This window comes from Nocardia sp. NPDC003979 (assembly GCF_053605015.1).
The window spans coordinates 222,626-237,135 of the sequence record NZ_JBSGIJ010000006.1 but is presented as its reverse complement, the minus strand read 5'-3'; the positions used below and the strand labels follow the sequence as shown (position 1 = coordinate 237,135).

The window sequence follows — 14,510 nt, the reverse complement described above, 5'->3', positions numbered from 1 at the left end:
GGCGCATCGCGGCCGTGTGCGGGTTCGGCGGTGATATTGCCGTGTCGCGTGGGCCACACCCGCTAGGGTGGTGGCCGACGTTTGTCCGAAGCCGATCCGATTGCGAGCCCGACCGTGCGTGAAGTCCTCCTGTTGTGCTGGCGTGACACGGGGCACCCACAGGGCGGCGGCAGTGAGCGGTACCTGGAGCAGGTGGGTGCGCAGCTGGCGGCCCGTGGGGTCAAGGTCACCCTGCGTACGGCCGGGTACCCCGGTGCGCCGCGCCGCGAGCGGATCGACGGTATCGACATCAGCCGCGCCGGTGGCCGCTTCACCGTGTACCCGCGCGCGCTGGCCGCCATCCTCGCAGGTCGGCTTGGTGTCGGCCCGCTGCGCGGTGTGCGGCCCGACGTGGTGATCGACACCCAGAACGGCATCCCGTTCTTCGCGGCGGTCACCGGTGTGCCGTCGGTGGTGCTCGTGCACCACGGGCATCGTGAGCAGTGGCCGGTCGCCGGGCGGCTGGTCGGGCGGATCGGCTGGTGGATCGAGTCCAAGCTGTCGCCGCGCGTGCACCGCGACAACCAGTACCTCACGGTGTCGCTGCCCTCGGCCGAGGAGCTGTCGGTGCTCGGGGTCGATCGCGAACGCATCGCCGTCGTCCGCAACGGTGCCGAGCCGGTGCCCGCCGAGGTCGTCCCCGGCGGCGCGAGCACCCGCGCCACCCATCCACGCATCGCCGTGCTGTCCCGTCTCGTCCCGCACAAGCAGATCGAGGACGCCCTCACCGCCGTCGCCACGCTGCGCGAACGCTTCCCCGACGTGCACCTGGACGTGATCGGCGACGGCTGGTGGGCACCCAACCTGCGCGCGTGCGCCGAGGAACTCGGCATCACCGACGCCGTCACCTTCCACGGCCACGTCGACGAACGCCGCAAGCACGAGATCCTGTCCACCGCGTGGGTGCACGTGATGCCCTCCCGCAAGGAAGGCTGGGGCCTTGCCGTCATCGAAGCCGCCCAGCACGGCGTACCGACCATCGGCTACCGCAGCTCCCGGGGCCTCACCGACTCCATCGTCGACGGCGTCACCGGTCTGCTGGTAGACGACGCCCCTGCCCTGGCCCGAGCCGCCGCCGACCTCCTCGCCGACCCCGAAACCCGCTCCATGATGGGCGAAAAGGCCCGCGCCCGCGCCCACGAATTCTCCTGGGAACAAACAGGTTCCGGCGTCTACGAAGTCCTCGCCGCCGCAGCCCGAGGCACCTACACCACCGGCCTCGTAGCCCCGTCAGCTCTCAATCACTGAACACATCGTCAACGGTCCGCGCCCCGATCGCCCGATCGAGCCATTCGCCGAGCTGCGCGCGGTCGTGACACGACACGATCTTGCTTTCCGCCGCAGCGGAAACAGCGATTCCACGCCGCCGCAGAATTCGAATGATGCTCTCTGAGACGCCTTCTTCACGCCCCTCTTCGCGAATCCGCTGTGACGTCTCGGAGCGGAAGAACGACAGGTCTACCGACATCAACTTCCTCCAGATTCGGGCGCCTCGCGTACGGCCGAGGCCCAGTTCGACAAGTTCGGCATAGATCTGTGCATCGTCCCGGTCACCCGCGAGCCGCAGTGCAGCGGCCAGCGCTTCCAGTATCGCACCGATCTCAGCACTCGTGGCGTGGGTTATCGCTGACAGGGCCGCAAGAGGTAGGTCTTCAGCAGCTGCTTCGGCCGTCATGACGGCGGGAACATTGTGTGGGCCGAGCACCAGCGGGCGCAGCACCACACAGGGCCATGTCGCGTGGCCGAGGTTGTGTGGACCCTGGGCCCACTGTGCAGTGGCCTCGCTGCGGCACACGATGACGAGTACGGCAGGGATCTGGTACTTGGCTTCGAGATAGGCCAGGTAGTAGGTCCACGCGCGCGGGCGGCTCAGCTCCTTTGCTTTGAGCCTCGACAACGAGCAGGAAGCTGGACTCCGCCGTTACGATCCGCAGAATCGTGTCCGCCCGGCGTTCGATGGGCTCTATCTCGGTGAGGTCGACCGAGATGTGTTCGACCTCGATCGGGTCGGGAAAGGGGAGGTCGAGTGCGTGGAAGGCGCGGGCGAAGGTGCGCGCGTCGTGCCGGAAGATCCGGTGCATTGCCTCGTGCTGTGAGGTGACCATAGCGAGCGAACATAGGTCGTCGATGGCTTGTGACGGTATTGGTGCGGTGTGTTGTGCGACGCGCGAGGGATCGCCGGATGACACTCCGTCAGTTGGGGTTTCGGCGGAGGGCGGCTGTGAGGAGCGCTCCGAGGAGGAGGGTGGCCCAGAGGAGGTGGGCGGTGACGGAGATTCGGCGTTGGGTGGGGGTTGCGGTGTCGGTGGGGGTTGGGTTGGGGACTCGGTAGAGGGCTAGGTCGGGGTCTTCGTAGGTGAGTTGGGTTGTGGTCAAGGTGGATTGGGAGGCGCCGAGGGGGCCGGGGGTGGTGCGTTCTATGAGGATCCAGCCGACGCCGAGGGCGGCCAGGTCGGTGGCGGGGGCGCCTTCGAGCAGGGCCGTTTCGACTGTGCGGGCGCGGTTTCCTTCGCCTGCTACCGCGTAGCCACGGACGCGGAGTTCGCCTGTTTGGAGGACGTCGTTGGGGAGGATTCGGGGAGCGGGGTCGAGGACGGGAGCTGTTCCGCTGTACGGGAATCGGCGGAACATGCCTGCGGGGAGGACGGCTACGTCACCCGGTGCGTCGATGTGTTCGACGACTTTTTCCCAGCCTGCGGGGTAGTGGACAGGGCGCATCTCGCCGCCGACGCCCCAGGCCAGGTCAGGGAGAGGGAGAATCAGCAAACCGATGAAAAGTGTTGCGACAGCGGCGGTTCCGGTTCGCACGCCGTCATGGATCGTCGGCGCGAACCTGCGGGCGAAGGTGAGCACGGTGGTGCAGGCGGCCGCCGCACACAACACATACGCCGGCATCGCGAGCGCCACGTATTTCTGGCTGTCACGCAACAACCCCGCACCGGGCACGTGCGCGACCAACCATTCCCCGACCGCGATCCCCCCGCTGGTCGCCCCGAGCGCGGGCACGACCACGGCCACCACCGCGATGACCAGCAGCGCCCGGTGCCCCCGCGCCCACACCGCCCGCACTCCGAGCGCGACTATCCCGAGCAACAACATCGTGGCGACGAACGCCACCGGCGTTGTCCGGCTGCCCGGAACCGCCTCCGCGTTCCAGATCCCCCCGAGCCCGGCCAGGCTCCCCACCGTCCCCAACCACGGCTCCGCTCGCGCCGCGAACGCCGAAACTCCCTCGGGATCCGACGGCTCGGCCCCGGCTCCCAATGCGGTCGCGGTCAACCACGGCGCACAGGTGAGCACCCACAGAACGCCTGCGGGCAGCATCTTCCGCCGCCCGATCGTCGCCAGTCCGATGACGGCCGCCAGCAACGACCCGGTCGGCGTCAACCCGGCTGCCGCGAACGCCGCGACCAGCGCGGCCCACGCACCGACACGTGCTCCCGCCCGGGAACGGCGGGCCTGAACACTGCTCCATGCGCGTCCGACAATCGACGCACGTGCCGAGTCGACCTCGCTGAGACTGCCCGGTGATCCTCTGCCGGCGCCGGTCTCGGCGGTCGAGTCTGTACCCGACCCGGCTCCAGAGGCGAGGCTCGCCTCGGTGTGGCTGCGCCCGTACGAGCGCACGTCGACTGACGAATCGACCGCCGGCTCGCGCAGACGCGTTGCCGCCAATGCCACCCACGGCAAAGCCGCATACCCCGCGAGCAGACTCCAATGCCCTTGGAGAAGACGTTCGGCGACGAAGGGATTCCAGAGGGCCAGAGTCGCGGCGACGAGTTGGGGGCCGGTGGTCGCGTTGACGAAGCGGCGGGCGAGGACGGCGGCGCCGTAGCCCGCCGACCACAGGGAAACGATCAGGATCGCTTTGACCAGGATGCCGCCGTCGACGACGGGGGAGAGGACGGCGAGCAGCGCGTCCTGGGGTACCGCGCGGGGCGCGGCCGCGCCGAGACCGAGCGCGGAGTCCGTCAGATAGGAGCGCGGGGTACTCACCGCGTCGCGCAGCAGCAGGTACCCGGAGCCTGCCAGCGGGCCGACGATCACAGCCGTGAGGAGCGCGCAGTACGCGGCAACCCAGAGCCTCGCGCTACCTGTCACATCAGAGCACCCTAGATGCTTGCGGGGAGCGCAGCGGGCCCGCCCTGATCTGGACCGACCGGAGGGTGCGACAACGCGAAGGGCCCCGCCTCGCGCGCGCCGGCGCTCCGGAAGCGAAGCTCAGGGTGAGTCCGCTCGGACTCACATTTCGGGGTACCGCCCACCGCATGGGCGATGAGGTGCGACGATGGGGCGTGTCTTCGGTCCGCCGCCCCCCTGTTGTTGCCGATCTGACGTGGGTCACGGCCGGCGCGATGACCGCCAATGTCGCCGGTTACCTGCTGCAGATGCTGGCCGGTCGCTGGCTGGGTGTGGCCGGCTTCAGCGAGTTCGCGAGTCTGCTCGCGGTCCAGCTGTTGTGCGCGGTGCCCGCCCTGGCGATGCAGAACGTGGTGGCGCGCGAAGTCGTGCGCGGCGCCGGTCTGCGCGCGGTGCGGGCGATGCAGTGGCGGTGTGCCGCGTTGGTCGCGGCGGTCGCGGTGGTGCTGATCCCGGTTGTCGCGACAGTGCTGCACGTCGGCGTGCCGGCGGCGGCCGCTGCCCTCGGCGCCGCTCCCGCTCTGGTGATCCTGTCCGGTGAACAGGGAATCCTCCAGGGCGCCAACCAGTTCCGTGCCCTCGCGACGGTGCTGGCCCTGGCGGGAACCGCTCGCGTCGCACCCGCACTGATCGCGCTCGCCCTCGGCGGCGGTTCGGCGGGCGCTCTGCTCGCCGCGGCAGGTGGACTCGTCGCCGCAGCCTTCCTCGCGGGCCGCATCGTCCGATCGGCGACCGCGAGCGATTCAGCAGACCTGTTGCTCGATGGGCGGACCGCTACCGTCGAACCGCGCGAGCGGGCGATCGGCGTCCTCCCGGTCTTGCGTGCCGTCCAAGTGCAGGCCGCGCTGATGGCCCTGTCCTCGGCCGACCTGATCGTCGTGCGCATCGTCCTCGACGACGCCGACGCCAGCCGCTACTCCCTCGGCACCATCGCCACCAAGATCGCCTTCTGGCTCCCGCAGGCGGTGGGCGTTGTGCTGTACCCGCGGATGGCCCAGCCGACGCATTCGGCTCGCGCCATCCGCGACGCCCTGTCTGTGCTGTCGCTGATCGGCGTCGTCGCGGTCATCGGCGCCGCCCTGGCCGCCCCGCTCGCGCCCCTGTTCGCGGGTCAGGACTACGCGCCCATCCAGGGCATGCTGTGGATTTTCGCGCTGCACGGCGCCATGCTCGCCGTTCTGCAGGGCGCGTTGCTGTCGGCGATCGCGGTGGAACGCACCGGCCTGGCGATGGTCACCTGGGTGGGTCTGGCCGTCGAGGTCGCGGTGATGCTCGCTTTCGCCGACAGCATCGGTTCGCTCATCGGCATCGCCGTGTGCGTCGCCGCCGTCACCACGACGATCGTCGCCTTGGTCGTATTGCGCGCCGCGCGAAACGACGACGGCCCCGGTCGGTGACCGGGGCCGTCGTGAACCGCTTGCCTCAGGGGCGTTTGTTCGTGTCGATCTGTTCGGTCGGCGAATCGTAGTCACCGCGCGGGAACTGAGTGGTCGGCGCTTCGTCGCCGTCCCAGCGGGTGGCGCCGGAGTCGGCGGCGGTCGGTGCCGGCGTGGGCCGGGTGCCACGCGGCGAGGCGTGGGCCGGGGCGCTACCGCCGCGCAGGCCGAGGAACAGGCCTGCCAGCAGCGCGATCACGCCGAGGATGCCGAGCACGATCGGCACGATGCGTCCGAACAGCGACAGCTTGTCGGTGTTCTCCTTGGCGATGGCCAGTTGCGACTCCACGGTCGACTCGTCGAAGACGATGTGCGACTTGAGCGCGGTCACCTCGGGCTTGTCGGCCGTGCGCGCGTAGAACAGGTGGATCGATTCGCCACCCTTGACGACCGTGCCGGTCTGCGGCTCGACCCACAGGTCACGCACGTTGGTGTAGTAGCGGGTCATGGTGACCGGCGCGTCGGCGGGCACGTCGGTGACGCCCCACTTGGCGGCGGGCAGGGTGAGCCGGTTGGTCGGCGACTGCACCACGTCCCAGGTGCTGGTGACGGGCGCGATCATCTGGAACCGGTACACCTTGGTGCTGTTGATCTCGGTCTCTTCGATGAAGTTGGCGTCGAAGGACTTGCGCACGTTGATGTCGAAGTACGGGTACGTCTTCTTCTCGGTGCCGATCGGGAAGCGGTAGCCGATGCCGGTGTGCTGCACCGGTTCCATCACGCTGCCGTCCTTGTTGACGGTGACCGCGATGGAGCCGTTGGGCTCCTCGTCGACCGGCATGCCGGTGGTGCGCGAGATGGTGACGCGGTCGATGGCCGCGGTGAGCAGGCCCGTGTCACCCTGCACATCGGTGCGGCGCAGCGTCTGACCCGCCTGCAGCGTCATCTTGTCGGCGTCGGAGGGCTCCTCGACGGTGACGAAACGTTGCGAGATCAGCGGCACGTTCTTGTTGACAACGGCCGGACCGTCACCGGAGGTCAGCGACTTGGAGTCGAGGACGAGACTGTCCTCGCCCGGCTGGTTCTCCGCGATGGTGGTGATCTCGAGGTCGAGCGGAGTCTTGGCCACCTTGCTCACGGTGTAGGTGGGGATCATGAGCGCGGCGACGAGCAATGCCGCGCCCAGACCCACGAGCACGCAGGCGACCGTCCTTCTGGTACCGGCACTCAGTGCCATGCAAACTCTCCTCGTCGTTCGAACACGGATTGAGCCGACACTAACAGCCCATGACGACGGAAGGCGGCGCTGTGCCCGCTAAATCGCCGACACGGCAGACTGGACCCCGATGACGAGCCCGCACGCCCCCGTTCCGCCGCCGCGCACCTTCATCCCCGCCCTGGAAGGAATGCGTGGGATGGCGGCGCTCGGCGTGCTCGTCACCCACGTGGCTTTCCAGACCGCGGCATCCGGAATACCGGTGCTCGGGCCGATTCTGGAGCGCTTCGACATGGCGGTCGCGGTGTTCTTCGCGCTGTCGGGTTTCCTGCTGTGGCGGCCGCACGCGGCGGCCGCGCACGGGGTGGGAGCGGCGCCGTCGACGGGGCGGTACCTGCTGCACCGTTTCGCCAGAATCATGCCCGCGTATTGGGCCGTCGTGGTGTTCGTGCTCGTGTTGCTGCCCGGCGCCGCGCAGACGGCGAACCTTCGGGTGTGGGTGTCGAATCTGTTCCTGCTGCAAGTGTTCGTCCCCTTGACACTCACCGACGGCCTCACCCAGATGTGGAGCCTGTCGGTGGAGGTGGCCTTCTACCTGGTGCTTCCGGTGTTGGCGTTGGCGTTCGTCCGGCTGCGTGGTCCGTCGGCGCGGTGGCGGGTGCCCGTGCTGTGCGTGCTGGCCGCGGTGAGCCTCACGTGGAACCTGTGGCCGGTGCCGACACCCGACGCCATCCACGCCGACAACTGGCTGCCCGCCTACATCCCGTGGTTCGCGGCGGGCATGCTGCTCGCCGAACTGATCTACCGCCTGCGCACCGATGCCCGCTGGCCGAAGCTGCTGGCGAATCAGCCGCTGATGTGGGGCTTCGCGCTGGTCGCGTTCCTGATCTCGGCGACGGAGTTCGGCGGACCGGCCGGTCTGGAACGTGCCGAGCCGTGGCAGTACGCGGTGAAGATGCTGCTCGGGGCGATCATCGGCTTCGGCCTGCTGGCGCCGCTGGTGCTGCGCCCGGCCGACGCGCCACCGCATCGCTGGCTGGAATCGCGCACGGCGGCGGTGCTCGGCCGGTGGTCCTACGGGGTGTTCCTGTGGCACCTGGTCGTGCTGTCCATGGTGTTCCCGGTGTTCAGCCTGTTGCCGTTCAGCGGCAGCTTCCTGTACGTCCTCGTGCTCACCACCGCGCTGACCTTGCCGCTGGCCGCCGCGAGTTACGCGCTGATCGAGGAACCCGCGCGCCGGCTGGCCCGGCGCTGGGACAAGCGGAGGACTGTGAAAGAAACCGCCCGCGTCTGAGCCCGGTGAGCGGCATTGTCGGGCGACATCCCGTCCGTCGGGCCTGATGGAGTCGGCCGGCCACATGTCAGCGCCGGCGTGGAAGTGCGGCGACTCCCACCGCGACAACAGCGATCACCGCGGGTGCCTGCGCCCAGATCGAGCCACCCATATAGGTGGTGCCCGACCGCCATGTGCCGGTCGACAACGCCGCCACCGAGACCAACGTCCCGACACCGGCGACCCAGGGCAGTACCCGACTCGTCACAGCGGGCCGAAAGTGACTGCACGCCACCGCGACAACGGTGCACACCACACCGAACGGACCGGAGATCACCGCCACCGCACCGGTGAGCCCGAGCGCGGCGAGTGGGCGGGTACCCCATGTGGTCGGTGCGGGACCGACGTCGGGAACCGGCCGCCGACGCGGAATGGCAAGCAGCACAAGTGGAATCAACAGCAGTAGACCACCGAAGATCGCCAGCCGGTACCACCGGTCGTCCGGGAACGACACGGTGATCTCCCCGCTCGTCCCCGCCGGAACAAGCCAAGCCTGCTGCCAACCGTCGACCACGACGGGCTTCAACAGCTGCCCGTCGGCGGTGTGCGCTTCCCAGCCGACATTGGTGCTCAGCGGCAGTACCAGCAATCGTGCCTTCGTCGGATCGGCTGCCGGCGCAGAGGGGCTTTCGTGGGTCGCATCGCGGGCGGGGGCTGAACTCCGAGCGCCTGATTCGCTGGTTGAGCTGTCGACGTCGGTCGGGCTCGCGGGCGCATCAGCCGCACTGTGCTCGTCGATTGGCTCGCTGGGTCCGCCGGCAGTGCCGTTCTCTTCGGCCGGGCCGGCGGAATCGCCCCCACTGCTGTTCTCGCCGCCAGGGCTCGATTCGGAAGAATCGCTCGACCCGCCCAGGATCGGGGCGGCCGCGAGATCGGTGCGCGGCAGCCGAATCCGGTCGACCGTGAACAGTTCCGTCGGCACGACGGTGAGGTCGGGCTTGCCGGGCAGCAATTCGACATCGGCCGCGTCCAATTCGCAGGGACGTGCGGAAACCGGTGCGCCCGAACGAAGTTCGTCGGCAGTGGCGGTGACGGTTGTGTGCACTGCGCGCCCGCCGATGGCGATCACCGGCCCGGCCTCGCAGCCGATGGTCACGAGTCGGTCGCCGGGGGCGTGGGCGGGGTAGTCAGGGCCGAGTACTTCCACTTCGGCGAGCCCGGCGGGCTGGGTGAGGACGAAGCCGAGTGCGGTGCGGTCGAGCACCTCGTTCCACTGCTGAATGCTCACCTCGACCCGATCGGTGACGGTGGGGTGCAGCGAGATTCGTGCGGGTTCGCCGTGTTCGCGTTCGGGCAGTTCGCGCATCTGCGGACCGTTGCCGAGGTTCACCAGCACGGAGGTGGCGGTGGCGGGCAGACCGCCGAGGGCCGTGGTGATGTCGAGCCCGGTCACCAGCGCGGGTTCCGGAAGTTCCAGCACCAGTGTGGGTTTGGCGCCCGCGAGGCCACGGACGGTGGCTTCCGGCGCGGTCCAGGTGGTTCGGGGATCGCCGTCGGTGGCGGCGAAGGCGGCGCCGCGCAGATCGGCCACATCAGCCTTGCCGCGCGCGATCGGTCTGGCCGGGTCGGTGAGAAGCGCTTCGAGAGCCGGCCCCGGGCGAGTGCGCACGGTCAGGTCGGTACTCACTCGCATCGGTTCGGGCACCGAAAGTGTCCGCCCGAAGACGCCGGGTTCCTCGGCCGGCAGACCGAGTCCCTTGCTGCAGTGCACTCGCAGCGGCCCGTCGAAACACGCTGTGCGACCGGGGAATTCCTGCCCCAGGTCCCAGCCGGTCACCGTGGTGCCCGCCGGAACATCGGGGAGCACGACTCGATGCCGGATATCGACGCGGACCGGCGCCTCGCGTACCGAATAGTCGTCGAGGGTGAGTTCGCTGATCCCGAATTGCCCACCACGGGTGCCGGTTTCGGTGCGCGCGGCGGTGATCATCACCCACTCGGTGCGGCCCGCGGGCAGGGCGACGGTGACCGGCGCACCGGGTTCGGTGATCCGGGCCGACACCGTGCCGCGCGAGGTGCGCACCTCCACCCACTTCACCGGATCGCCGAGCGCGGCCGCGGTCGTGGTGAACTGCAGCGAACCGCTGGTGATCGGCTTGTCCAGATCCAGCCGGAGCCACTGGCCGAGTGCGGATTCCGCACCGTTGCTGATCCACGCGGTGCTCGGATCGCCGTCCACGGCGGCGGCGGTGGAACTGCCGGGCGCCGCGCCGCCGATCTGGGTGGCGTCGGCCGCCGAGCTCGAGGAGGTCACCTTCGCACCGGACCACCGGCCACGGACGAGTTCGGTGCCGTCGACGGGATAGTCGGGGACGAGGTTGTGGGTTCGGCGGGCGTCGTCCGCAGCGCGGACGGCGGAGTTGTGGTTGTCCACCCGCCCGAAATCCGATTCCCGGTCCATGGGTGTGTCGGTCAGCAGCACCGGTTCGGTCGGGAGTCCGGCGCGTGCGGCGTCGGCTTCGAGAAGTACTGGGCCGCTCGCCCCGTCGCGACGAACACGCTCGAGCACCTCGGGTCCGCCACGCACGACGGGCATCGAGTCGAGCCCCACCGTGTAGGCGCCGGGGATCGAGTCGGGCGCGCCGGTGCCGCTGCGCACCTGCGTCGGCGTGCCAGGCGTCGCGTGGTCCACCCGGTAGATCTCGATGGCCGGGTACGACGGCAGCAGGTCGTTGTCGACGACCAGGCCCGCGTCGTCGGCGCGCGGCCCGATGGGCGTGCCGAATTCGGCGACCTTGGTGAGTCCCGGTGAACCCTCGATGGCCTGGTGCGCCAGCATCGGCCGGGTGGAGCGGGAGGTCTCCGGGTCGAGGTCGTTGCGCAGCACCACGATTCCGATGCCCTGGTTCGCCAGGGTGGTTGCCAGCCCGGTCGACGGTCGTCCGTCGGCGATGAGCCGCTGCACCGAGTCCATGGCGCGGATGGTGCCCGGCGGATTCAGCGGGACCGAATCGCGCACTGCCCATGGGGTACTCGCCAGCGCCTGCAGTGGTTCGTCGCGGGTGAGTCCCCAGATCTGGCTGCCGAAAGGCGCGCCGGGGACGACCAGCGCGCGGGTGTCGGCGGCATTGTCGGCCAGCCATCGCGCGGTGTCGGTCCAGTAGGCGGGCACCCGGTCGTAGGCGCCGCGCGGGGCGAGTCGGCCGGTCCACGCCAGCGAGGTGGCGAGGGTGAGCGCGGCGAGAACCAGGGCCGCCACGGCCACGACACGATCGCGCTCCGGATGGGCGAAGGCATTGCGCCACACCGGCATCGGTACCGACGCGGGCAGTGGCACCCGGCCGAGCAGGTGCGCGAGCCCGACCACCAGCGGCAACCGGATCAGCGGCTCGAGTTTGTGCACATTGCGCAGCGGCGCACCACCGGAGTCGAGGAAGATCCGCACCGATTCCGCGAACGGCCCACCGAGCGTGCCGACATACCCGGCGCAGATCCCCGCCAAGCCGACGCACAGGATCAGCACGAACCGCCCGCGATACGGCATCGACGACCGCGCGAGCCCCGCCATGCCCGCCGCGGCGAGCAGCCCGGTGGCGAGCACCGCGGCGGGCTGGGTCACCAGCACGGCCCCCGCGATCCGCTCGGGCGACACGAACGGCGTCCAGCTGTCGGTACCGCGCAACACCTCGCTCAGCGCCGCCCATTGCGTGGTCACCCCCGACGACTCGATGTAGTCGAGGAACGGCGGACTCACCTTCCCGAGCAGCAGCAGCGGCACCACCCACCAGAACGTGGCGAGCACGAGCAACGGAATCCACGCTCGCGTGAACCGCCACCACCGCCGATTCGGCCGGTAGGAGGCCCACCACAGCGCGGCGGGCAGGAACGCGGCCACTGTCGCCACAGCGTTGACGGATCCCATCAACGCCAACGCGAGCGCACTACCAGCGGGCGAGAGCATCCCCCCTGGCTTCGGCCCGACCGCCGTGGACGCGTCGGCGCTGTCCCTGTCGGACCGACTCCGCAGCGTCACCCCGAGCGCGGCGGGCGCGAGCAGTACCCACGGCGCCAGCATCATCGGTAGCGTTTCCGAGGAGATCGACCCCAGCGTGGTGAGCACCCGCGGCGACAACGCGAACGCGATACCCGCGATCACCCGCGACCCACGCGCCCCGATACCAAGCGTTTCGCACAGCTTGACGATGCCCCAGAACCCGGCGAGCAGCAGCAGCGCCCACCAGACGCGCTGGGTCACCCAGGCGGGCACATGCAGCAGATGACCTGCGGAGAAGAACGCGCCGTGCGGGAAGAAGTAGCCGTAGGCCTGGTTCTGCACCTGGCCCATGGGCGCCTGGCTGCTCCACAGGTGCGCGGCGCGCGCGAGGAAGCCGAGGGGGTTCTGGGCGAGGTCGTATTTGGTGTCGGCGACGGTGAGGCCGGGCGCCTGCGCGAAGGTCAGGACGAAGGCGGCTACGACCGAGCCGACGAACCAGCGCCAGCCCAGTGGCGCCTTGTTCAGGTGCCCCGAGGGGCGCGACGCACGGGCCTGCGCGTCAGCGGCTGCCGTATTCAGGAGCGTTGAGCAGCGAGGAATCCTTGTCACCGCTGCGGTCGATCGAGGGAGCCGTGTTCTGCTGCACCGCTGCCGTGATGGCGAAGACGGCGATCGCGCTCAGCAGGGCGCCGCCGACCGCGCTGGCAACAGCCGGAACAGCAAACTTCATCGCGCACTCCAATACGTCGACGTCGGGGCCTGTCTGGTGGCCAACCTAGCAGGTGTGCGCCGGTAGGTCAGCGTTCGGGCAGTTCGCAACGCAGGGCGGCGAGCAGAGTGCGGAATTTGGCGGTGGTCTCGGCCAGTTCCTCGGCCGGATCGGAGTCGGCGACGATCCCGCCGCCCGCGCTCGCCCGCAGGACGCGCCGGTCGGCCGACAGTTCCCCGCCTCGGATGGCGACCACCCATTCACCGTCGCCGTGGCTGTCGCACCAACCCACCGCCCCGCCGTAGAAACCGCGCCGTTCGTCGGCGGTGACGGCGTCGAGCGCCGCGGCGAAGGGGGTGCCGTTCACGGCGGGCGTCGGGTGCAGCAGCAGCGCCAGGTCGAGCGCGGTGGTCGACGGGTCACGCAACACCCCGCTGATGGGGGTGGCGAGGTGCCAGACCTGTTCGGTGCTCAGCAGTTCGGGCCGCTCGGGGATGCGCAGTTCCGCGCATACGGGTCCGAGTTGCTGCCGGATCCACTCGATGACGAATCCGTGCTCGTCGTTGTTCTTGCTGCTGGACAACAACTTACGGGCCTGCGCCGCGTCGGCTGCGGCATCGGGCAGGCGCGGCAACGTGCCCGCGAGCGGATGCAGGCTCACGCGGTCACCGTGGCGCGTGACCAGTACCTCGGGCGTCGCGCCGAGCAGTGTCTGCGATACCCGGCCCGCCACCGACAGGTCGACCGCGTACACATTGGCCGTCGGATGCCTGGTGAGCAGGTACCCCGCGAGCACTTCGGGATCCAGCGGCGCATCGGCTTCGACGACAACGCTGCGCGCGGCGACCACCTTGCGCAACTCGTCGGCCGGATCGGCCAGCTGTTCCACCAGCTTCCGAACGCGCGCCACATGCTCTGCCGCACTGGGCGATTCGGATACAACGCGCATCTGCGGCAACGGTGGCAGCGCGGCCGGACGCCACGGCCCGGCCGTGTGCAGAGCGGTCTCGGGCTGCCACAGCGCGGCGGGTTCGCGGGGATCGAACGGCAACGCACCGACCACAAACTCGGGCGCCCCGTCGCGCAGCGCCGCGACCGCCGCCGTCGGATCGGCGAAACTCGCGCGCACCCCCTCGGCGCGCAGCACCGCGTCCGGCCGGGCCAGCAGAAATCGGTTCATAGTGCTTCGACCATAACGCCGGGAACCCACCGCCGAACCGCGAGAGCGACGCAACTCTCAGTGCTCGGGCGGCACCAGGAACACCGGCCGGTGCCCGTGCTTGAGCACCGCCTCGGCCACACTGCTGTGCAATAGTGCACGCAACCCGGTATTACCCCGTGTACCTGCGACGATGATGTCAACATCGAGCTCGTCGGCACAGTCGACGATGGCGTTCCAGATGGTTGTCGTGCACTCGACGGTTCGCGCCTCGGCATCGATACCGGCCTGCTTGGCCAGCTGCACGCCCTCGGCATTGATCTTGCGGGCATCGGTGTAGGCGATGTCCTCGATCTCCTCGTCGGGCACCCATTCCGGTTGCATCACCCCGGCGAGCCCGGAGATGCGGGCGGCCTGGCGGACCATCGGTTCCCAGGCGGTGAGCAGAATGGCGCGTTCGGCGGAGAGGAACCGGCCCGCGTACTGCACGGCGCGCTTGGCATGTTCGGAACCGTCGTAGGCGATGAGCATCCGATCGCACGGCATGACGACCTCCTGCGCAGGGTCTTTCCCCCAGGTTACCCGGCCATTTGCCGCTTGAACC

At 69.5% G+C, this 14,510-nt stretch carries 11 protein-coding genes; 4 read left to right on the top strand and 7 right to left on the bottom strand.

The genetic code is table 11. From position 1 onward, the window contains the following. The first annotated feature begins 114 nt into the window (after window positions 1-114). On the top strand, window positions 115-1,287 hold the full coding sequence (locus ACWEVR_RS16035) for a glycosyltransferase family 4 protein (RefSeq protein WP_452467540.1): 1,173 nt from the start codon (window positions 115-117) through the stop codon (window positions 1,285-1,287). On the opposite strand, the gene ACWEVR_RS16030 is transcribed toward ACWEVR_RS16035, so the two are convergent. After that, entirely contained in the window at window positions 1,277-1,936 is a 660-nt protein-coding gene (locus tag ACWEVR_RS16030; RefSeq protein WP_452467539.1) for a hypothetical protein, read from the bottom strand. The genes ACWEVR_RS16035 and ACWEVR_RS16030 overlap by 11 nt on opposite strands. Between ACWEVR_RS16030 and ACWEVR_RS16025 the strand changes: the two genes are divergently transcribed. After that, complete coding sequence (locus tag ACWEVR_RS16025) at window positions 1,923-2,135, top strand: hypothetical protein (RefSeq protein WP_452467538.1); 213 nt, start codon at window positions 1,923-1,925, stop codon at window positions 2,133-2,135. The genes ACWEVR_RS16030 and ACWEVR_RS16025 overlap by 14 nt on opposite strands. A 97-nt stretch (window positions 2,136-2,232) precedes the next feature. Here ACWEVR_RS16025 and ACWEVR_RS16020 read toward each other — a convergent pair whose 3' ends face one another. Then, window positions 2,233-4,140, bottom strand: a complete 1,908-nt coding sequence (locus ACWEVR_RS16020; RefSeq protein WP_452467537.1) for a hypothetical protein — start codon at window positions 4,138-4,140, stop codon at window positions 2,233-2,235. A 254-nt stretch (window positions 4,141-4,394) separates the two neighbouring features. Between ACWEVR_RS16020 and ACWEVR_RS16015 the strand changes: the two genes are divergently transcribed. Then, window positions 4,395-5,576: a polysaccharide biosynthesis protein gene (locus tag ACWEVR_RS16015; RefSeq protein WP_452467536.1), complete on the top strand. Its 1,182-nt coding sequence runs from the start codon at window positions 4,395-4,397 to the stop codon at window positions 5,574-5,576. Between the two features lie 25 nt (window positions 5,577-5,601). Here the strand turns inward: ACWEVR_RS16015 and ACWEVR_RS16010 are convergent, their stop codons facing one another. Further along, window positions 5,602-6,792: a DUF3068 domain-containing protein gene (locus ACWEVR_RS16010; RefSeq protein WP_452467535.1), complete on the bottom strand. Its 1,191-nt coding sequence runs from the start codon at window positions 6,790-6,792 to the stop codon at window positions 5,602-5,604. Window positions 6,793-6,901: 109 nt separating this feature from the next. Here ACWEVR_RS16010 and ACWEVR_RS16005 point away from each other — a divergent pair, with 109 nt between their 5' ends. Continuing rightward, window positions 6,902-8,065, top strand: a complete 1,164-nt coding sequence (locus ACWEVR_RS16005; RefSeq protein WP_452467534.1) for an acyltransferase family protein — start codon at window positions 6,902-6,904, stop codon at window positions 8,063-8,065. A 67-nt stretch (window positions 8,066-8,132) separates the two neighbouring features. On the opposite strand, the gene ACWEVR_RS16000 is transcribed toward ACWEVR_RS16005, so the two are convergent. From ACWEVR_RS16000 to ACWEVR_RS15985, 4 genes are all read right to left on the bottom strand, one after another. Next, the gene (locus tag ACWEVR_RS16000) at window positions 8,133-12,563 is read right to left on the bottom strand and encodes an alpha-(1->3)-arabinofuranosyltransferase domain-containing protein (protein ID WP_452467630.1); all 4,431 of its coding nucleotides are present in this window, start codon (window positions 12,561-12,563) and stop codon (window positions 8,133-8,135) included. Between the two features lie 34 nt (window positions 12,564-12,597). Further along, the gene (locus tag ACWEVR_RS15995) at window positions 12,598-12,768 is read right to left on the bottom strand and encodes a DUF2613 domain-containing protein (protein WP_022566695.1); all 171 of its coding nucleotides are present in this window, start codon (window positions 12,766-12,768) and stop codon (window positions 12,598-12,600) included. A 67-nt stretch (window positions 12,769-12,835) separates the two neighbouring features. Next, entirely contained in the window at window positions 12,836-13,927 is a 1,092-nt protein-coding gene (locus tag ACWEVR_RS15990) for an isochorismate synthase (RefSeq protein WP_452467533.1), read from the bottom strand. Between the two features lie 57 nt (window positions 13,928-13,984). Next, window positions 13,985-14,452 carry a universal stress protein gene (locus ACWEVR_RS15985; RefSeq protein ID WP_067497170.1) on the bottom strand — a complete coding sequence of 156 codons (468 nt, stop codon included), beginning with the start codon at window positions 14,450-14,452 and terminating at the stop codon, window positions 13,985-13,987. Window positions 14,453-14,510: the final 58 nt, after the last annotated feature.